The following is a 19,274-nucleotide window of genomic DNA, read 5'->3' on the forward strand; positions in this document are numbered from 1 at the left end:
TTGCTACGCTCGTGGGCATGACTGATCGACGGCTGCTGCTCGTGCACGCGCACCCGGACGACGAGGCGATCGGCACCGGCGCGACCATGGCCAAATACGTCGCCGAGGGCGCCCACGTCACGCTCGTGACCTGCACGTTGGGCGAGGAGGGCGAGATCATCCCGCACGACCTCGCGCAGCTGGCCGCCGACCGGGACGACGCGCTCGGCCCCTACCGGATCGGCGAGCTCGCCGCCGCCTGCCAGGCGCTCGGCGTCGAGGACCACCGCTTCCTCGGCGGGCCGGGCCGTTACCGCGACTCGGGCATGATGGGCGTGGCCGGCAACGACCACCCGAAGGCGTTCTGGGGCGCCGACCTCGACGAGGCGGCGGGCGAGCTGGTCAAGGTCATCCGCGAGGTACGCCCGCAGGTGCTCGTCACGTACGACGCCAACGGCTTCTACGGCCACCCCGACCACATCCAGGCGCACCGGGTTTCGCGCAGGGCGTTCGAGCTGGCGGCGAAACCCGGCTTCGGCGAGGGTGAGCCCTGGCAGATCGCGAAGTTCTACCACACGGCCGTGGCCAGGTCCGTCCTGCGGCGCGGGGCGGAGGCGATGCGCGAGTCCGAGACGGGTTTCCTCCTGGAGGACGTCGACGACATGCCCTTCGGCTGCCAGGACGAGGACATCACCACCGAGATCGACGCGCGTCCCTGGATCGGCAACAAGATCGAGGCCATGCGGGCGCACGCCACGCAGATCAGCGTCGAGCCGCCCTGGTACGCGCTGTCGAACAACATCGGCCAGGAGGTCCTGGGCGTCGAGCACTACACGCTGGCCATCGGCGTGCCCGGCCCTCCGGTGCCTGGTCCGCCGGTCGAGGCGGGTGGCCTCGGAGAGCCGCACGACCGCGAGAACGATCTCTTCGCGGGCATCCACTAACCTCGTGCGATATGGAACATCGCAGCCAGGCCGAGTCGGCGCTGGGCGGGGCGGCGTACGGGATGCTGTTCGTGCTCGGGGTCGTCATGGCGATCGTGGGTGGGTTCACGCATCCCGTGTGGCAGTCCGGCCTGATCCCGGTGTCGGCGATCGTCTGGGTGCTGGCGTTGTTCGGGGTGTGTGCCGGGGCGGGCCGGCTGATGCGGGCGAAGCTCGGCGCCACGACGGCCGGGCTCGGGTGGCTGCTGGTGACGATGCCGTTCACGCTGGAGCTGAGCGCCGGTGACCTGGTGATCGCGAGCGGAGCGCCGGGCTATGTCTACCTTTACGGGGGATTGGCTGCTCTTGTGGCGGGCTATCTGCTTTCGCCCTCATCAGGAGGGGGTTCGTGGCTTTTGCGTGGGTACCCCCCGAAGAATTCCATGTAGAGGCATACAGTGGCTTAGTGCATTCCATCGAGCGGCACGTGGACCCGGCAACCTACCGTAAAGTCGTCGGCCGTTTCGCCACAGGAGTCGCGATCGTCACGACCCGACTCGGTGACGTCGATCATGCGATGACCGTCAACTCCTTCACCTCCGTCTCGCTCGATCCGCTGCTGGTGCTGTTCTGCGCCGAGAAGGTGGCGCGGTTCCATGACGCGGTGCTGGAGTCCGGGACGTGGGGCGTGTCGGTGTTACCGGCCTCCATGGAGGACGCCTCGCGCTTCTTCGCCCACCGGGGGCGTCCGCTGAACGGCCAGCTCGCCAGGTGGCCGCATCATCGGGGCGTGTCGGGGGTGCCGTTGTTCGACGGCGCCATCGCCACCGTCGAGTGCGCGACCACGGCGGTGCACGACAGCGGGGACCACTCGATCGTGGTGGGCGAGGTGAGCGCGCTGGACACGCCGACGGACGCCGCGCCGCTCCTGTACCACGAAGGGCGCTACAAGACCCTGTGAGGTGAATGCGGCGCGGCCGGGCATGAGCCGGGCCAGGCGCTTCGGCCTGGCCCGGTCCTGCTGGGCGGAACGGTGGCCGGCTGTGCGGCCGGTCGCGTGCCGGTTCTCCTGGTTGGTGCGTGCTGGTTCTACTGGTTACGGGCGACAGCGGGGCCGGGCTGGGCGGCCGTCGTGGCGTCCCCCGAAGTGCCGGCCGGAGCGGTGGTGTCCGTCGGAACGCTCGTGTCGGTCGGGGCGGTCGTATCCGTCGGAGTCGGAGTCGGAGTCGGAGTCGGAGTCGGAGTCGGAGTCGGGGTCGGGGTCTCCGAGGGGTCCTCGGCCGGAGGCTCGGACGGCGGCGGGCAGGTCGGGATCTCGGTGGTCGGGGACGCGCTCGGAGGAGCGGTGTCCGCGGGCGGATCGGTGGGCGGATCCGACGGCGGATCCGACGGCGGATCCGACGGGGGATCGGTCGGAGGATCGGTCACGGTCGGCGTCGGCGTCGGGGTCTCACTGACCGTCGGCGTAGGCGTCGGTGTCGCGCTCGGCGTCACGGTGGGCGATACGGTCGCGGTCGGTGAGGTCGTGTCGGTGGGAACGGCCGGCGGCTCGCTGGGCGGGTCGGACGGTTCGACGGACGGCTGACAGGTGAACGTGACCGTCGGCCCCGGCTCGGTGACGGTGACCGTGGGACCCGGTTCGGTCACCGTGACCGTCTCCTTGATGGTGACGGTCGGCAGCGGCGCCATCGCGACGCCGGCCTTGCCTTGCTTCTTGTACGTGCCGCGTCCCAGCCGGGCCCGGGTGCTCCCTTCGCCGCCGAGCACGGTGAGCTCCACGTTCGCGGTCTTGCACGATCTTCTCTTGCACACCCGCTGCTCTACGGAGAAGAAGCCCGCTCCTTCGTAGGTGACCGAGACGTTCAGATAGGAAACGCCCCGCCTCTTGACCACCTTCGTCTCGGCGGTGTATTCCCCGGTCGTGGGGCTCTCCGTCGGCGTGGGGGCCGGGGTCAGGGTCTCGGTCGGGGGCGGCGTCTCAGAAGGCGGCCCAGAAGAAGGCGGCCCCGAAGGAGGCGGTGTCTCGGAGGGCGGCGTCTGGGACGGGGGCGTCTCGGACGGTGGCGTCGTCGAGGGTGCGGCGGCTAACGCCAGCCGCCCGTTGGAAGGGGTGTCGGTGAATCGTAGGGAATCGGTGGCTGACGTCTGGGTGATCGCGACTCCGCCGGCTCCTGCCAGTGCAACGGTGCCGAGCAGCGCGCCCAGGATGGAGAATCTCATAATCCTGCTCTTTGGGAGATTTCAGGACGGGGATCATTATTCCGACTTGTCAAGATTGGTCAAGACTCAGACGCATGAACAGGCGCTTCCGGTTCCGGCGGGCGGCGAACTACGTGAACCTCTCCACGCCGCTCGGTCTGCTGATCGCTGTCGTCGGCGGGGCGTCCAGGACGCCCGGTCCCAACGGCCTCATCCTGGCCTTCGGCTACCGCTACAGGTTCCCCGTCGCGGGGGCGTTCACCGTCGGGAACGTGGTCCTGACCAGGCACGACTCGCTGAGTGAGCAGCTCGTCCTGCACGAGGGGCGGCACGCCACGCAGTGGGCCTGGTGCGTCGGGCTGCCGATGCTGCCGCTCTATCTGCTGTCCATGCTGGTGTCGGTGATCGTCTGCGGGCACCAGGCGTCGTACAACGTCTTCGAACGGCTGGCCGGGCTGGACGAAGGCGGCTACCCGCGCAGGCCGGCGCGCTGGCGGCGCGGCGGCGGCAGCCCAGGTTGACGAGCCTCTGTCAAGGTCAGGGCGTTAACCGCAGCGTGTGCGCCGCGGCCTTCTTGACCGCCTCCGGCGAGGAGTACATCGGCAGCAGCTCGCCCTTCGCCCACACCGCCGCCTGGTCCCAGTAGTTGTCGTGGAAGGCGTGCCCGGAGGCGCCGGTCAGGTTGATCCAGCGGGACTTGTCCAGGTCCGACAGGTCGACGACCATGCGCATCGACGGCACGGCGGTCACCGCGTACCCCTGCTGGACGTTCCACCCCGTCGCGTTCACCGCGTCCTTGCTCCCGGACACCGCCAGCGGCCCCCGGTTGAACAGCGCCTCGACCGGCGCGATGCCCGACATGCCGAGCGAGCCGTTGACCAGTTCGAGCTGGTGCAGATCGCCCCAGCGCCACGCCTTGACCTCCGGCCCGAGCCGGTCGGCGAGCTCCTGGTACGCCGACGCCATCGCCTGACGCAGGACGTCGTCGCGGGTCTCCGTCAGCTCCTCGGTGCCCGCGTCGTCCCAGAAGGGGTCGTCAGGGGCCTCCAGGAGCCGCCTGACGACCTCGTACCAGCGGTCGCCTCCCGTGGGCCGGGCGGCCTCGGGCAGGTCGTCGTCGAACGTCAGCGTGAGCAGGTGGCGCCAGACGGCGTTGAAGTAGGCCGCGGCGGCCGAGCCGGACTCCTGCGCGCGGTCCCACGACTTCAGCAGCTCCCTGGCCTGTACGGCCGGCCCGGCCAGGTCCACCTTCATCAGCGCGGGCACGAGCGTCTCGGCGAAACCGTTGCCCGAGTCGCGCTGGATCCGCAGCATGGTTTCGGTGTCGATCGGGCCCTTCTTGAGCGCCTCGGTGAGCAGGGTGCGGATGCGTTCCGAACGGTAGCCGTAGGCCCAGTCCTTGGTCAGCAGCGGCTTGTAGCGGCCGGGGTCGATGACGGCGTTGTTGGCGGTGACGATGAAGCCGTCCTCGGGGTCCTCGACGGTGGGCAGCTGGTCGTACGGGATGGGCGCGGGCCGCCACTCGTACTCGCCGGTCCAGCCGGGGACGGGCCAGGTGCCGTCGCCCTTCTCCCGTACGGGGACGCGCCCAGGGGCCTGATATCCGATCTTGCCCGTCGTGTCGGCGTAGACGAGGTTCTGCGAGGGGACGTCGAACAGCGAGGCCGCGGCCTTGAACTCGTTCCAGTCGGTGGCCTTGTTCAGCGCGAAGATCGCGTCGGCCGTGCGGCCGGGCGTCAGGGCGGTCCACTGCAGCGCCACCGCGTTGGCCTCGCCGCTGGGCCGCGCGTTCGGCATCACCTCGTTGATCAGCGGGCCGTGCCGGGTGCTCTTGACGGTGATCGTGACGGGCGACCGGCCGGCCACCTTGATCACCTCTTTCCTGGTCTCCAGCTCGACCTGTTCGCCCTGGTACAGGTACGTGTCGCCGGACACCTGCTCCAGGAACAGGTCGGCCACGTCGGGCCCCAGGTTCGTGAAACCCCAGGCGATCTTGTCCGTGTGCCCGATGACCACCCCGGGCAGCCCGGCGAAGGTGAACCCGGTGACGTCGTACGGGCACGCCTCGGTGATCGTCCGGCAGTGCAGCCCCGCTTGATACCAGACCGACGGCATCTGCGCCGACAGGTGCGGATCGTTGGCCAGGAGCGGCTTGCCGCTGAGGGTGTTGGCCCCGGAGACCACCCACGAGTTCGACCCGATGCCCTCCCGGTCCGCGGTGCTCATGGTGCTCGGCACGTTCCGCAGCGTCCCGGCCGCGTCGGTGAGCGCCCGCCCGGCCCGCAGCCGCGGCTGGGCCCGCTGGTCGAAGCGGTTCTGGGCGATGGCGCCCTCGTTGACGATCGGCAGGTGACGGTCGTAGGGGTAGCCGGGATAGAGCTGGTCGACGCGCTCCCTGGGCAGCTTGGTCAGGGCGAGCGCGCGGTCGATCTCGTCCTCCATGTTGGAGCGCAGGTCCCAGGCCATGGCCTTCAGCCAGGCCAGGGAGTCGACCGCGGTCCACTTCTCCGGCGTGCCGCCGCCGCCCTGGAGCTTGAGCACGGAGTATTCGAGACTGCGGTCGGAGGCGTTGGGGTTGGCGCTGAGCCAGGCGTTGACGCCCGCCGCGTACGCGTCGAGGTAGTCCTTCGTGTCCTGGGCCAGCTCGGGCAGCTCCTGCTCGGCCACCCGGCGCCAGCCCATGGTCCGCAGCGCCTTGTCGTTGTCGAGGGTGGAGGCGCCGAACAGCTCGGACAGGCGTCCGGCGGTCGTGTGGCGGCGGAAGTCCATCTCGTAGAAGCGGTCCTGGGCGTGGACGAAGCCCTGGGCCATGAACAGGTCGGTGGCGCTGTCCGCGTAGATGTGTGGAATTCCAGATTTATCGCGATAAATCTCCACACTTCCCGTCAGGCCGGGCAGCCGCAGCGACCCGTCCACCTGAGGGAACGACTTCCGCACCGTGTAGACCAGCACGCCCGCCAGCACGAGGACGAGCGCGAGCGTGACGGTCAACGACCGGGCCGCCCACCGCAACGGCCACGGCATCCACGCATAGGGCCTCACCGCCACCTCCTTCATGCCGAACTGGCATCAAGTCTGGCAGTTCGCGATCACTGCTCCGGACGGGACGAGCACTCCAGCGGGGGCTCGCCCCGGCCGGGACGATCACTCCCAGGTCTGGCCTTCCGAGGTGTCGGACACCCGTACACCCAGGTCGGCGAGCTTGTCGCGGAGCCGGTCGGAGGCCGGCCAGTCCTTCGCCTCGCGCGCCCGCTCCCGCGCCTCCAGCAGCTCACCGGCACCGGGCGGCAGCACCTTGGCCTTGCCGATCTCGATGGACAGATCGAGCGCCAGCACCTGGTCCAGATGCAGGAACGTCTCGAACTTCGCCCCTGGCGCCACCGAATCGTCGCGCTCCAGCTCCCGCAGGATCCGCAGCGCCGCCGGAGTGTCGAGGTCGTCGTCGAAGGCCGCCTCCACCCGGTCCGTGTAGTCCTTGGACAGCGGAGCGCTCACCGACTCGGACCACTCGGCCACCCTGGCCCGCCACCTGCGCACCGTACGGTCGGCGGCCCGCAGGGTGTCCCAGGTCAGGTTCATCTGCTGGCGGTAGCGGTGCTCCAGGAACGCCAGCCGCACGGCCAGCGGGTCGAGCCCCTCGGTCACCACGTCGGACAGCAGCACCACGTTGCCCGTCGACTTGGCCATCTTGCGCCCGTCGAACAGCAGGTGCTCGCCGTGCACCCAGTGCCGCACCACCTCGTGCCCGGCCGCCGCGTCGGACTGGGCCCGCTCGTCCTCGTGGTGCGGGAAGCGCAGGTCGATCCCGCCGAGGTGGAGATCGAAGCGCGAGCCGAGGAAGCGCAGCGACATGGCCGAGCACTCGACGTGCCAGCCGGGAAAGCCCCGGCCCCACGGCGTGTCCCAGGTCAGCTCGCCCTCGGCGGGTTTCCACAGGGCCCAGTCGGCGTGGAAGCGCTTGCGCGGATCGACGGCCTCGATGCGGTGGGCGGGCCGCAGCGCGTCGAGCCGGTTGCCGGAGATCTCGCCGTAGGAGGGGAACGTACGCGCGTCGAAGAAGACCGACCCGTCGGGCACGGTGTACGCGTGCCCCTGCTCGATCAGCTTGGCGATCAGCTCCACCATCAGGTCGATGCTCTCGCTGGCGCGCGGCATGTGCTCGGGCGGGCGCAGGTTGAGCGCGGAGGCGTCGGCCACGAAGGACTCCTCGTGGAAGCGGGCCAGCTCCAGCGGCGAGCGCCCCTCTGCCCGCGCCTGGGCCAGGACCTTGTCCTCGCCCTCCGCCGCGCCCTCGGCGGAGGAGTCGGCGAGGTGGCCGACGTCGGTGATGTTCTGGCAGGCCACGACGCGCACCCGCCGCCGTTCCAGGACCCGTCTGATCAGATCGGACAGCACGTAGGTGCGCAGGTTGCCCACGTGCGCGTGGCGGTAGACCGTCGGCCCGCACGTGTACATCCGCAGCGCCCGCCCGGCGTCGATCCGCTCGACCTGCCTGGCGCGCGTGTCGTAGATCCGCAACATCTCCCGAGCTTAGCCCGGCGTCAACTGCCCAGGAAACCGAGAATGTCCCGGTCACCGCGCTCGCGCAGCCTGGCGATCACCTCTTCGCGGCCGGCCGCGTCTGACAGTCCGATCCTGGCCCCGATCAGCCGCAGGCCCTCCATCTCCGAGCTGACCGGAGCGGTGTAGCCGAGCAGGTAGAGCGCCCGGTTCACCGGCGGCATCGCCAGCGGCGCGGCGGGCAGATAGCGCGTCAGCAGCTCGCCGCCGTCGGACACGGTGAGGAAGACGTGGTCGCCCTCGTTGGCCTTGTACTCGGCCAGCACGTTGCGGATCGACCCCATGGTGGGCTGGTTGTGCCAGCTGATCACCACGTCGCCGGACGGCGCGGAGGCCGTCAGCTGCCCGCCCGGCGCCATCCCCAGGTACGCCGCGAACCCCGTCGGCAGCGGCGACCCCGAGCCCCGCAGGTGCTCGGCGTTGATGTCCACCCGGTGCCACCAGCGCCCGTCGCGCGAGCGGAAGCTGCGCCGGGTCTCCGAGACGTCCTTGCGCGGCTGGTACGGCTCCGCCTCCCCGCTGGGCGAGGTGCCCGCCACCCGGATCCAGCCCCGCTGCGTGCGTTCGAACCCGGGCCCGCCCGAGTACGCACGGACAGAGCTCTCGCTCACGTCGTAGCGCGAGGTCAGGTTGGCCACGACCGTGCTCACCGAGGCCTCGCCGCCGGCCCGCTCGATCTCCCTGGCGATCATCTCCCTGATCCCCAGGTACTCGTCGCCGCCCCACCTGGTCAGCCCGTACTTGTTGCGGTCGAGCCGGCGGAAGCGCTCGTCGGCGGTGAGCTGGTTGCGGATGCCGACCAGGCTGTAGTCCTCGCCGATGCGCTCCTGGATCTCCTCGGGCGACAGGGGCGTGCCCGCCACCGCCAGCACCGCCTCGGCCTTCTCGTTGACGCTGCGCGGCCACGGCACCACGTGCTGGCCCAGCACCCGCAGCTGCGGCACGGCCAGGATCCACCGCTCGGCCACGTCCTCGTGCACGCCGAGCTGGGACACCATGGACACGGCCTCGGGCAGCGGGCGGGGCCCGTCGGCGAAGAGCTGGCGCGTCTTCTCCCGCAGGTCGTCGGCCCCGCCGGCCACCAGCCAGCCGTCCGACTGCTCGTAGCCGGTCATCAGCGTGCGCACGAACCGCCACGCCGGGATCCCCAGCGCGCGCAGGTCGCCCGCGTGCCACGGCACGACGGTCTGCAGGTCCTCGGCCGGCACGGCCACGCCCAGCCGCCCGCGCAGCCACGTCACGTGGGCGACCAGGCCGCCCGCCTCGGGCTTGGCCAGCCAGGCGTCGATGTGCTCGCGCAGGTCGCGCTCGATCTGCCTGATCCGCTCCCTGGTGACGGAGAAGCGCTGGGCCAGCTCGTCGAGGGTGGCCCGCTGCTCGGCGTACAGGCGGTCGCGCGCGATGGCGCGCTGCCGGTCGTCCAGCGCCGCGAACAGCTCGTCGATCAGGTCGGGCAGCGGCTTGTCCGTCCCGGACGGCGCGGGCACCGCCTCGGGCGCGGGTTCGAGCAGCCGCTCGAAGACGCCGCTGAACAGTTTCTGCACCACGTCCTTGCCCAGCGTCTCCGGCGTCCGCTCGGCCTCGGCGGGGTCGGAGAAGCGCAACAACGGCAGGATGTCGCCCAGCGTCAGATGTCCCCAGCAGGCCACGGCCAGGTCGGCCAGACGGCCCGCCACGGTCTGTGTGCCGACGATGGCGCACGCGCGGTCGAGAGGAATCGCCTGCCACCAGGCCTCGGGCAGCTGTGGCTCCTCCACGATCGGCGCGATCTGACCAGGAGAGGTCCAGCGCAGTGGTGGCGTGAGGTCGCTCAGGCTGAGGTTCATTGAGGTCCAACCGGCAAAGGGAAGATATCCGCAGTTCAGACTATGTGATCAGAGGGGTAGAAACGGGCTGCCTCTTCCAGAATGGGAGATATAGAGCATCGAGCGAGCACGGGTGCAGGCGACGAACAGTATGCTCCGTTCACGCTGCAACGCGTGAGCACGTGCCTGCGGTTCCTCCGGCAGCGGACCCGGCACCACGTCCTCCGCGACGCCGACGAGCGCCACCCGTTCGAACTCCAGGCCCTTGAGTTGCGGGAAGCTCGCCACCCGCACCTCCAGGCCGTCGAGCGCGCGGCCGGCCCGGCGGGCGAGCCGCTGGTGGCGGGCGCCGACGGCGATCTCGCCGGCCGGCACGCCGTCGGCCAGCCAGCCCTCGACCGTGGCGCGCAGGCCCGCCAGCTCCGCCTCCAGCGTGTCGTACGCCCTGACGACCGGCCGCTCGCCGTTGCGCGTCGCGCCGAAGCCGTACATGTCGGTGACGCCCGTGACCAGGCCGGGGGACAGGCCGCCGCCGCGCAGCCGGACGGCGAAGGACAGCACCTCCTGCGGCAGGCGGTAGGAGCGCTTGAGCGTGTGCTGGACGGCGGGGATGCCGAGCGCGCCGAGCGTCACGCGCGCGTCGGTGACGCGCTGGTGCGGATCGCCCACGATGAACAGGTCGTCGCGGGCCCGCGGCACCGCCGCCCGCAGCAGCCGCCACTGCGCCGCGCTGACGTCCTGCGCCTCGTCCACGACCATGTGACGGTACGGCTTGAGCCCTGGATCCACATCGTCGAGCAGATCACCCGTCGAGATCGACAGCAACCGCAACGCCTCGTCCGTCAGCTCGGCCAGCGAACGCGCGTCCGGACCGACCAGCACCGGGCGGCGGCCCTCGGCGTCGGCCACGATCCGCAGGGCCAGGCGCTCGGCGTTGTCCACCTCGACCCGCTTGCGCACCACCTCGTCCTCGATCAGCAGGTCCAGTCGGGCCGACAGCTCCTCGGCCAGGCTCTGCGAGAACGTCACCAGCAGCACGGGCCCCGCGCCGCGCGCCGCCAGATGGGCCGCCCGGTGCAGCGCCAGCACGGTCTTGCCGGTGCCCGCCCCGCCCACGACCAGCACCGGGTGCTCGTACCTGGCGGCCCTGGCCAGCCGGTGCTGCGGCGGGTCGAGGAACGTGCACCACGCCGGCGCGTCCAGCACCCGCTCCAGCGCCACCTTGTCCTGGACGAAGACCGCGCGGTCGGGGCTGCGCCGCAGCGCCGCGTAGAGGTCCTCGGTGTCGATCGGGCCGCTCGCCTCGTCGGAGGCCCGCCAGGGGTCCAGCTCACGCCACGCCTCCGCCAGGGTGCCGCCGCGCGCCAGCACGGCCAGCGGGGCGTACTGGGTGGGCGGCAGCAGCGGTTCGAGCGCGGCCACGTCGGCCTCGGTCGTGATCAGCCGGAACAGCGGCAGCGCGTGCCCGTCCAGGCCGAGCCCCAGCAGGTCGCCGTCGCAGATCGGGTCGAACAGCCCGGACGACCCGGCCGAGCGGCGCAACGCGGGCTCCACCCGCTCAAGGGCCTCCGCGTCCCACTCCTCGACGACGCCGAGCACCGGGTTGACGCCGTAACGGTGGCGGCGCGCGTACGACCAGGCATCGGCGTCCGGCAGGAGGTCGCGCAGCCAGTACACGTCCCGCTGCCGCACCACCACCCCGCGGTAGCCGGCCGCCAGGCGCAGGGTCGCGACCCGCGGATCCCGCGCGCCCCGCACCCGCTCGGCGTGCGGGGCGCCGGCCACGTTCAGCAGGAACCGGCGCAGCGCGACCACGGCGTCCCTGCGCACCGGCTGGGCCAGTGCGCTGAGCTCCCCGCGGAACTCCGGGCCGATCGCGAGCCGCGGCACAGGCTCAGTCCAAGAGTTCGAGCAGGTCGCGGTCCCCGCGTTCGCGGAGCCTGTTGAGCAGCTCGGGCAGGGCGACGGGCCCCGTCATGCCGATCCTGGTCGCGATCACCCTGGCCGCCTGATCTCGCGTTCCGCCCGGAGCCGTGTACCCGACCAGGCGGAGCGCCTTCGTGATCTTCTCGGCGCCCTGCGCGGCGACCGGCAGGTGCCTGGCCCGCAGCACGCCCTCGTCCGACAGCGTCAGGAACAGGTGGCCGCCCTCACGGGCTCCCACGTCCACCAGCAGGTGCTCGACGGACTGCAGCACCGGCGAGCCGTGCCAGGTCATGGTCAGCTCGCCCGCGGCGCTCCTGACCGTCCTGCTCTCACCCGGATTCAGCCCCAGGTACGACGCGAAGCCCGTCGGCAGCGCGCACTCGCCTCCCGCCAGCTGCTCGGCGGTCACGTCGACGCGCAGCCACCAGCGGCCGTCGGGCTGCCGGAAGCAGCGCTTGGTCTGGGAGACGTCCTTCAGCGGCTGGTACGGCTTGTCCGGCTCGGGCGCTCCGCCGTTCGTCTCGCTCGCGGGGGGCGCCACCGGGGTGAACGCCTGGAACTGCGGCGGGCCCGGGGGAGGCGGCGGCAGCTGGACGGGGCCGAACGCCGACTGCAGCAGTTCCACCGGCTCCTGCCGCACGGCGGCCTGCTGGTCGGGGCCGTACTGGTCGGGGCCGTGCTGATCCTGGCTCTGCTGGTCCGGGGCGAGCTGGTCCGGGATGTGCTGGTCCGGGGCGAGCTGGTCCGGGGCGTGCTGGTCCTGGAACTGCTCGGCCGGGGCCTGCTGGGGCTCGGGCTCTCGGGGCTGCTCGTACTGCTGCTCCCGTACGGGCGGCGGGGCCAGCGTGGTCAGCACGAACTGCCAGGCCGGGACCTCCAGCGCGCGGATCTCGACGTTGTGCCAGTCGGCCGCGCCGATGAGCCGCTCCTTGGGCGCCTCGGGGCCGATCGTCGCGACCAGCTCGTCCAGATGAGCGCGGTACGGGGCCGCCTCGTCGCTGGACAGCCAGTGGTCGAGGCGGGTGCGCAGCGCGTCCTCGGTGGCGGCGATCTCGGCAGGGGGGACGGCGAAGAGCTTGGCCAGCTGGTCCACGGCGGACGGCTCGTCGGTGAAGACCCGGTTCTGGGCCACGGCCCAGCTCTTGTCGTCCAGACCGGCGAACGCGGCCTCGATCAGCTCGGGAAGCTCCTGCCCGCGACCCTCGGCCGCGGCCTCCCCGCCGTCCTGCTCGCCGTGCTCGTCCTGGACGGGCGCGGCGAGCTCGGCGTGCTCGGGGTGCTCGGCGGGCTCCAGGGGGAACTGCTCGACCGGGACCTGCTCGGCGTGGACGCCCTCGTGGACGTCCTCCTGTACGTGCTCGGGAACGTGCTCGCCGAGGACGTCCCCGGCCGGCTCCGCCTCCTGGGCGGCGGGCACGGGCTCGTCGGCGGTGTCCAAGGCGTCCCCGTGGTGCACCGCGAGCGCGTCCCCGCGATGCGCTTCCAGAGCGTCTCCCTGGTGCGCTTCCGCCGCGTCCCCGTGGCGCGGCTCAAGCGCGTCCTCGTGATGCGCCGCCACGACCTGCGCACTTTCAGGCGCACTTTCAGGCGCACTCTCAGGCTCGCTCTCCGGCGCGACGGCCTCCTCGGCCTGTTCGGCGGCGGCGACCTCGGCCGCGTGCTGGGCGGCGGCCACCTCGGCGTCGTGCCGGGCGGCGTCCCCGGTGCCGGCGGCGTCCTCAGCGGCGTTCTCCGCCGCGACCGGCGCGGAGCGGGCCTCCTCGGCCTCGTGCTCCCCCTCCGGCGCCGCAGCGGCGGGCTCAGCCTCGCGCGCGGCCTGGTCCCGCACGTCCTGCTCGTGCGCGAAGGGCTCATGCGCCAGCGGCGGCTGGGCGGCGGGCGGCGTCTCCTGCTTTCCGCCCTGGGCCGGAGCGGCGTACGCGAGCGGCTGGGCGAGGTGCACGAGGACGGCGGAGAACAGCGTGTTCAGCACCGGCCGCGCCTGGATGAACGGCTGGTCGACCAGCTCCCGGCCGGTCAGCGCCAGCAGCCCGGCCCACGACCCGGTGCGGTCGAGCGCGATGGCGACCGCGGGCTCGTCGGCCTCGTCCGGGTCCAGCACGTGCAGGGCGGGCAGGACGTCACCGATCGAGGCGGCCGGCCAGTGTTCCAGGGCGATCTCCGTCAGCAGCTCGCCCAGCGACTCGGGGCCGATCGCGGCCAGGACGCGGGGCATGGGCAGGCTGCGCCACCACGCATCCGGCAGGTCCGGCTGCCCGGTGAGTAGCGTGATCGTCGACGCGTCGCTCCACCTCAACGGTGGTACGAGGTCGCTCAGGCAGAAGTTCATCCCGTTCCGTTCACCAGCCCCTCACGCCGCCGCAGCGGTGCAGCCCAAATCTCGCCGCCCACGGAACAGACCATAGTCCGGCAAAACAGCCCTACGCATCATGCACGACGCATCAACGCCGAACAGCGGCAAAGCGTAGACGCACGTAGTCGGCCATCCAGCCAGTCTCCCTGCGAAGTGCGGGCGCGGCCAGTTCGTTGACGCGACGGAGCAGGGGCTCCACGATCTCCGGGGGAAGCCCTTCGAGCACCGATGCGGCGAACACGCGCACCCAGTCGGCGGCCCCGCCGGGGCACTCGTCAAGGGGGGTCGGCCGGTCGAAGTATTCGAGCAACCTGACGACGAACCCCTCCTGCTCGAGGCGGCGGGCGTACTCGGCAGGCGTGGGAAAGTACCACGGGAGCTCGGGTTCGCGCAGGCCGTACTCGCGCCAGGCCGTCAGCATCGCGGTGGTCAGCTCGGCGCAGTTGCCGGCGCCGCCCATCTCCGCGACGAAGCGCCCGCCAGGCTTGAGTGCCTCGCGGACGCTGGCGATCACGGCGGCCGGGTCGCGGCTCATCCAGTGCAGCGCCGCGTTGGAGAAGACCGCGTCGTACGGGTCCACCACCGTGAAGTCGTGCCCGTCGCCGATGATGAAGTCGATGCCGGGATACTGCGCCAGCGCCTTCTCGATCATGGCGGACGAGCCGTCGATGCCGAGGACGTCGGCGCCTCTGAAGGCGATCTGCGCCGTCAGCACCCCGGTGCCGCAGCCGAGGTCGAGCACTCGCTCGCCTGCCCGGGGGTCGAGCAGGTCGACCAGTGGCGCGCCTTGGGTCGATACGTAGCCGAAGCTGCTGTCGTAGGCGCGACTGTTCCACCGCTCCAAACTCGGTGTGTCGTATCGCAAGACGATCAGCTCACAATCGATCAGACATCGGGCCCCCGTGGCCGTGCTGTCTGTTCACTTTAGAGGCTGATTGTCGCTACGACATATCAAGTCACATAGGACTCATCCCACCTTCTTGCTCCACTCCTTCCTCAAGTACGCCTTCGCCGCGTCTGCCTGCGGAATCGTCATGAGCACCGGCGGACCGGGCGCCTTGGGCAATTTCGCCGCCTGCTCGCCGTCGAGCGTGCCCTTCATGAGCATCGCCTCGCCGCGCACCGGCCGGGCGTACCCCTTCTGCAGCAGGTTCTGGCCCTCGTCGGAGAAGAGGAACTCCTGCCAGAGCCGGGCGGCGGCCGGGTGCGGGGCGGCCTTGTTGATCGCCTGCACGTGGTAGCCGCCGAGCGCCGCGTCCCGGGGGATCGTCACCTTCCAGGTGTCGGCGTGCTCGGCGCTGCGGCGGGCGTTGAGGTGGTCCCAGGCGATGACCACGTTGGCCTTGGCCAGGTCGGTCAGCCTGCCCGCCTGCTTGAGCTTGGCGAACAGCTCGACGCCCTGCTGCGGCTGCGGCGTCCCCGAGCGCATGGACGCCGCCATGACGCCGCCGAAGGCCGACGCCGAGCGCAGCGGGTCGCCGTCGAGCGCGACCTTGTAGCCGGGCCCGAGCAGGGCGGCGAAGGAGGCGGGCGGCTTGACCGCGCGGGGGTCGTAGCCGATGGACATGTAGCCGCCGTACGCGGCGTACCAGGCGCCGGACGGCTCCTTCACGTGGTCGGGCAGGTCCTGCCAGCCCTGGACCTGATAGCGGGCGAACCGGTCGGCCGCGGAGACGGCCACGTCCATCGTCAGGTCGAACACGTCGGGCTTGAGCTGGGCGGCGGCGTCCAGTTCACGCTTGCTGCTCGCCGTGGGCTCCAGCTCGTTGACCTTGATGTCGTACTTGTCGGCGAAGGTGTCGATGACCTCGCCGTAGTTGACCCATTCGCGGGGCAGGGCGATCACGCTGAGCTCGCCCTCGCGCTTGGCGGCCTCGGCCAGGCGGTCCATGGTGCCGAAGCCGGCCTTCATGGAGGTGGCTCCGGTGTTGATCGGCGGCAGGTTCCTGGCCTCGGTGGAGGCGGTGTCCGTGGACGACGCGCCGCATCCGGCGCTGGCGAGGATGGCTGCTGCGGCGGCGCAGGTACGTACAGTCACAGATTGAATACTTACTGTTACATCCGCCCAGGTCGAGGAGGCGCGGCCGGAACGACCTTGGCGGCCACGAGTGTCTCTTCGGGGATCTCCACCACAGTGCCGTCCCTTTTGCGGACTTTGAGAAGTCCGTCCGACCACGACACGAGCACGCCCACCGCGTCGCTGAACCCGCCGGGGACGCGTCTACGGGTGGTGATCCGTGCGCCTATATCGTGACTTGTGATGGCGATGACGAGGCGCGCGGCCATGAGTTTGGCACCCTCCGTTTCGGCCAGCGTGCAAGCACGGCAATACTAGGGCGTAGCAAACCGCGGTCAGAGTCATGCCATGGTGCGGAGAAGAAGGAGCTCGAGGTGACCTACGTCATCGCGCAGCCTTGCGTGGACGTCCTGGACAAGGCGTGCATCGAGGAATGCCCCGTTGATTGCATCTACGAGGGCGAGCGCATGCTTTACATCCACCCCGACGAGTGCGTGGACTGCGGCGCGTGCGAACCCGTGTGCCCCGTCGAGGCCATTTTCTACGAGGACGACCTTCCCGAGCAGTGGAAGGACTTCTACAAGGCGAACGTGGACTTCTTCGAGGACCTCGGCTCGCCCGGTGGCGCCTCGAAGGTGGGCAAGATCGAGAAGGACCATCCGGTGGTGGCCGCCCTGCCGCCGCAGGGCGAGGACCACTGACGAGTCCCGACGCCGTGTACGGGGGCATCCGAGGGGATGCGCCCCGTTCGCGTGCCATGCGCCCGTGACGCGGCCTTCCACGGCCGCCGCGCTCCAGTACGCCGAGGAGAAGAATCGTGAACAAACTGCCTGACTTCCCCTGGGACCGGCTGGAGCCGTACAAAGAGCGTGCGCTGGCGCATCCCGACGGCATCGTCGACCTGTCGGTCGGCACGCCCGTCGACCCCGTGCCGCGGATCGTCCAGGACGCCCTGACCGGGGCGGCCGACAGTCCCGGCTACCCCCTGACCCACGGCACCGTGGCACTGCGCGAGGCGGCCGCCGCCTGGCTGCGGCGCAGGCACGGCGTCACGGTCGGGCCGCGCGACGTGCTCCCGCTGATCGGCTCCAAGGAGTTCGTCGCCTGGCTGCCCACCTACCTGGGCGCCAAGCGGGTGGTCTTCCCCGAGCTGGCCTACCCCACCTACGACGTGGGCGCCAGACTCGCCGGCGCGGTCGGCACCGCGTCCGACAGCACGCTCGCGCTCGGACCCGAGCCCGTGGACCTCATCTGGGTCAACAGCCCCGGCAACCCCACGGGGCGCGTGCTGCCCGCCGAACACCTGCGCAAGGTCGTGGCCTGGGCCCGCGAACGCGGCGCCGTCGTGGCCTCCGACGAGTGCTACATCGAGCTCGGCTGGGAAGAGCAGCCGATCTCGATCCTCCACCCCGACGTCTGCGGCGGCTCCCACGAGGGGCTGCTCGCCGTCCACTCGCTCTCCAAGCGCTCCAACCTGGCCGGATACCGCGCCGGGTTCGTGACGGGCGATCCCGTCCTGGTCAAGCGGTTGCTGGAGACCCGCAAGCACGCCGGCATGATCATGCCGCAGCCTGTGCAGGCCGCGATGACGGCCGCGCTCGGCGACGACGAGCACGCCGAGCACCAGCGCGAGCTCTACGCCGCGCGCCGCGCGCTGATCCGGCCCGCACTGGAGAAGGCCGGCTGGGAGATCGACCATTCGACGGCAGGTCTGTACTTCTGGGCGTCGAACGGACAGAACGCCTGGGATCAGGTAGCCAAGCTTTCCGAAATCGGGATTTTGGTCGCGCCGGGAGAATTCTACGGATCAGCAGGTGGGCGCCACATCCGCATCGCGATGACCGCGACTGATGAGCGGATCGGTGCGGCGGTGCGCCGCCTCCAGTAGGATCGCGCGTCGTAGCCATTCCCACTGGCTTGAGCACGCACAAATTGATAAGGGCTTATGCCGAGGCAGACCGCGAGTGGAGCGAGCTGATCGATGAGCATGACCTCCATGGTCGTACTCGGGCTGAGCATCGCCACCGTCCTGCTGCTGCTGGGTGCCTTCTTGGCTACCCTGCGGCAGGACAGGAGAGGCCGCACGAGCGCGCCGCCCGCGCAGGTCGCGTCCTTCGAGACCCCGCTGGCGGCGCCGGTGAGCGTCCCGGCGCATGTCGGCACCGACTACACCGACCCTCGCACCCTCCGGATCGGGGACCGGATCCAGGTGCACGGGTCACGCGCCCGCGTGCTCGGGGCGATGTACATCTCGTGGCAGGGCCAGGAGTGGACCGAGATCTTTCTGCGCGACGCCTCCCGGCGCTACCAGCGGCTCTCGGTCGAGGTGCGCGACGGTGATCCGCCGCACCTGGAGGTCCAGCTCTGGAACGACGTGCCGACGCAGGGCATGGTTCCGGCCAAGAGCATGCTGATCATGGAGGGCGTGGAGTTCTTCCCGATCGAGCGCGGCACGGCCGCGTTCAGGACCGAGGGCGACACCGGCTATCCCGAGCGCGGCCTGCTCGACTTCGCCGACTACCGGGCCGCCGACGGGCGGCTGCTGTCCTTCGAACGCATCCAGGGCGGCTCGTGGACGGCCGGCTACGCCCAGCCGCTCCCGCCCGGCTCGATCTCCATCGTCCGCCGCGCCTCCTGAGCGGCGCCCTCAGGACCTCCTGACAGGCGTCTTCATGACGTCCTGAGGAGCGTGCCTTCAGGACAGCTCGACCCGGCGGTCGCCGGCCTTGCCGCCCGCCTGCCAGCCTTCGAGCTCCACGTCGTTGGACCAGGTCACGCCGCTGTAGCCGACCCGGCTGATGGCGTACTGCTCGGCGTGCGCCACCGACCAGGCGGCCACCAGCCACCCGCGCTTCTTCGAGGTGATCGCGGTGCTGCCCAGCGCCCGGGCCAGCTGCTTGCGCGCCTCGGTGGTCTTCGGCCGCGGCGGCGGGGTCTCCTTGACCGCGGGGTACCAGCAGTGGACGGCCCGCGGGACCCGCCCGGTGAAGGCGGCGGCGAGGATCTTCGCGTCCCCCTCGTGCGGCGCGTACGCGTAGCCGCCCGCCGAACGCTGCACGGCCTGCGCCGCGTCGGCCAGCGGGATCTTGCGGTAGTTCTTCACCTTGACCAGCGCGGCGAAGAACTTGTTCGTGGCGTAGACGGGGTCCATGAGCTGTTTCTTCCTGCCCCAGCCCTGCGACTCGCGCTGCTGGAACACCCCGACCGAGTCGCGGTCGCCGTAGCCGAGGTTGGACAGCTTCGACTCCTGCAGCGCGGTGGCGTACGCGATCACCACGGCCCGCTCGGGCAGCCGGCGGCGCGCCGCCACGGCCGCGATGGTGGCCGAGATCCGAGCCTGCTCGGTGTCGAGGCCGATGGTGCCGTCGGGCGTGACGGCGGTGCAGTAGGCCTCGGGCTCGACGGCCAGCTTCGGCGCCCGCTTCAGCAGGTGGTAGAGGCCCACCGAGACGCCCACCGCGAGCACGACGACCACGACCACGATGGTGATGACCCCACGAGAGAAGCGCACG

At 70.9% G+C, this 19,274-nt stretch carries 17 protein-coding genes; 7 read left to right on the forward strand and 10 right to left on the reverse strand.

Annotation, left to right across the window (positions count from 1 at the left end):
• Positions 1 to 17 precede the first annotated feature (17 nt).
• From mshB to OIE67_RS54770, 3 genes are read left to right on the forward strand one after another with little or no spacing between them, the layout of a single operon-like run.
• Complete coding sequence (mshB, locus tag OIE67_RS54760; protein WP_326635223.1) at positions 18 to 923, forward strand: N-acetyl-1-D-myo-inositol-2-amino-2-deoxy-alpha-D-glucopyranoside deacetylase; 906 nt, start codon at positions 18 to 20, stop codon at positions 921 to 923.
• Between the two features lie 11 nt (positions 924 to 934).
• Positions 935 to 1,351, forward strand: a complete 417-nt coding sequence (locus OIE67_RS54765) for a DUF6113 family protein (protein WP_106240802.1) — start codon at positions 935 to 937, stop codon at positions 1,349 to 1,351.
• A gap of 17 nt (positions 1,352 to 1,368) precedes the next feature.
• Positions 1,369 to 1,863 carry a flavin reductase family protein gene (locus tag OIE67_RS54770; protein WP_326635227.1) on the forward strand — a complete coding sequence of 165 codons (495 nt, stop codon included), beginning with the start codon at positions 1,369 to 1,371 and terminating at the stop codon, positions 1,861 to 1,863.
• A 128-nt stretch (positions 1,864 to 1,991) separates the two neighbouring features.
• On the opposite strand, the gene OIE67_RS54775 is transcribed toward OIE67_RS54770, so the two are convergent.
• Positions 1,992 to 3,122: a hypothetical protein gene (locus OIE67_RS54775; protein ID WP_326635229.1), complete on the reverse strand. Its 1,131-nt coding sequence runs from the start codon at positions 3,120 to 3,122 to the stop codon at positions 1,992 to 1,994.
• A gap of 74 nt (positions 3,123 to 3,196) precedes the next feature.
• Between OIE67_RS54775 and OIE67_RS54780 the strand changes: the two genes are divergently transcribed.
• On the forward strand, positions 3,197 to 3,622 hold the full coding sequence (locus OIE67_RS54780) for a hypothetical protein (protein WP_326635230.1): 426 nt from the start codon (positions 3,197 to 3,199) through the stop codon (positions 3,620 to 3,622).
• A 16-nt stretch (positions 3,623 to 3,638) separates the two neighbouring features.
• Here the strand turns inward: OIE67_RS54780 and OIE67_RS54785 are convergent, their stop codons facing one another.
• The 8 genes from OIE67_RS54785 to OIE67_RS55810 form a co-directional block, all read right to left on the reverse strand.
• Entirely contained in the window at positions 3,639 to 6,125 is a 2,487-nt protein-coding gene (locus OIE67_RS54785) for a penicillin acylase family protein (RefSeq protein ID WP_326645809.1), read from the reverse strand.
• A 120-nt stretch (positions 6,126 to 6,245) separates the two neighbouring features.
• Positions 6,246 to 7,622 (reverse strand): cysteine--tRNA ligase, encoded by a 1,377-nt coding sequence (gene cysS, locus OIE67_RS54790; protein WP_326635232.1) that lies wholly within the window; start codon positions 7,620 to 7,622, stop codon positions 6,246 to 6,248.
• A 20-nt stretch (positions 7,623 to 7,642) separates the two neighbouring features.
• The gene (locus OIE67_RS54795) at positions 7,643 to 9,487 is read right to left on the reverse strand and encodes a sigma factor-like helix-turn-helix DNA-binding protein (RefSeq protein WP_326635234.1); all 1,845 of its coding nucleotides are present in this window, start codon (positions 9,485 to 9,487) and stop codon (positions 7,643 to 7,645) included.
• A 48-nt stretch (positions 9,488 to 9,535) separates the two neighbouring features.
• On the reverse strand, positions 9,536 to 11,356 hold the full coding sequence (locus OIE67_RS54800) for a UvrD-helicase domain-containing protein (RefSeq protein ID WP_326635236.1): 1,821 nt from the start codon (positions 11,354 to 11,356) through the stop codon (positions 9,536 to 9,538).
• A gap of 4 nt (positions 11,357 to 11,360) precedes the next feature.
• Positions 11,361 to 13,721 carry a hypothetical protein gene (locus tag OIE67_RS54805; protein WP_326635238.1) on the reverse strand — a complete coding sequence of 787 codons (2,361 nt, stop codon included), beginning with the start codon at positions 13,719 to 13,721 and terminating at the stop codon, positions 11,361 to 11,363.
• Positions 13,722 to 13,833: 112 nt separating this feature from the next.
• Positions 13,834 to 14,610 carry a class I SAM-dependent methyltransferase gene (locus OIE67_RS54810; protein ID WP_106240821.1) on the reverse strand — a complete coding sequence of 259 codons (777 nt, stop codon included), beginning with the start codon at positions 14,608 to 14,610 and terminating at the stop codon, positions 13,834 to 13,836.
• A gap of 102 nt (positions 14,611 to 14,712) precedes the next feature.
• Complete coding sequence (locus OIE67_RS54815; protein ID WP_326635241.1) at positions 14,713 to 15,783, reverse strand: ABC transporter substrate-binding protein; 1,071 nt, start codon at positions 15,781 to 15,783, stop codon at positions 14,713 to 14,715.
• 17 nt (positions 15,784 to 15,800) lie between these two features.
• The gene (locus OIE67_RS55810; protein ID WP_106240824.1) at positions 15,801 to 16,031 is read right to left on the reverse strand and encodes a putative acetyltransferase; all 231 of its coding nucleotides are present in this window, start codon (positions 16,029 to 16,031) and stop codon (positions 15,801 to 15,803) included.
• Between the two features lie 105 nt (positions 16,032 to 16,136).
• On the opposite strand from OIE67_RS55810, the gene fdxA reads away from it, so the two are divergent.
• From fdxA to OIE67_RS54830, 3 genes are all read left to right on the forward strand, one after another.
• Positions 16,137 to 16,463 (forward strand): ferredoxin, encoded by a 327-nt coding sequence (gene fdxA / locus OIE67_RS54820; RefSeq protein ID WP_106240826.1) that lies wholly within the window; start codon positions 16,137 to 16,139, stop codon positions 16,461 to 16,463.
• 116 nt (positions 16,464 to 16,579) lie between these two features.
• Positions 16,580 to 17,650 (forward strand): succinyldiaminopimelate transaminase, encoded by a 1,071-nt coding sequence (dapC, locus tag OIE67_RS54825; protein WP_106240828.1) that lies wholly within the window; start codon positions 16,580 to 16,582, stop codon positions 17,648 to 17,650.
• A gap of 93 nt (positions 17,651 to 17,743) precedes the next feature.
• The gene (locus tag OIE67_RS54830) at positions 17,744 to 18,400 is read left to right on the forward strand and encodes a DUF4178 domain-containing protein (RefSeq protein WP_326635246.1); all 657 of its coding nucleotides are present in this window, start codon (positions 17,744 to 17,746) and stop codon (positions 18,398 to 18,400) included.
• A 57-nt stretch (positions 18,401 to 18,457) separates the two neighbouring features.
• Here the strand turns inward: OIE67_RS54830 and OIE67_RS54835 are convergent, their stop codons facing one another.
• The gene (locus tag OIE67_RS54835) at positions 18,458 to 19,273 is read right to left on the reverse strand and encodes a hypothetical protein (RefSeq protein WP_326635248.1); all 816 of its coding nucleotides are present in this window, start codon (positions 19,271 to 19,273) and stop codon (positions 18,458 to 18,460) included.
• Position 19,274: the final 1 nt, after the last annotated feature.

Source organism: Nonomuraea fuscirosea (assembly GCF_035917475.1).
In the GTDB taxonomy this organism is placed as follows: domain Bacteria; phylum Actinomycetota; class Actinomycetes; order Streptosporangiales; family Streptosporangiaceae; genus Nonomuraea; species Nonomuraea fuscirosea.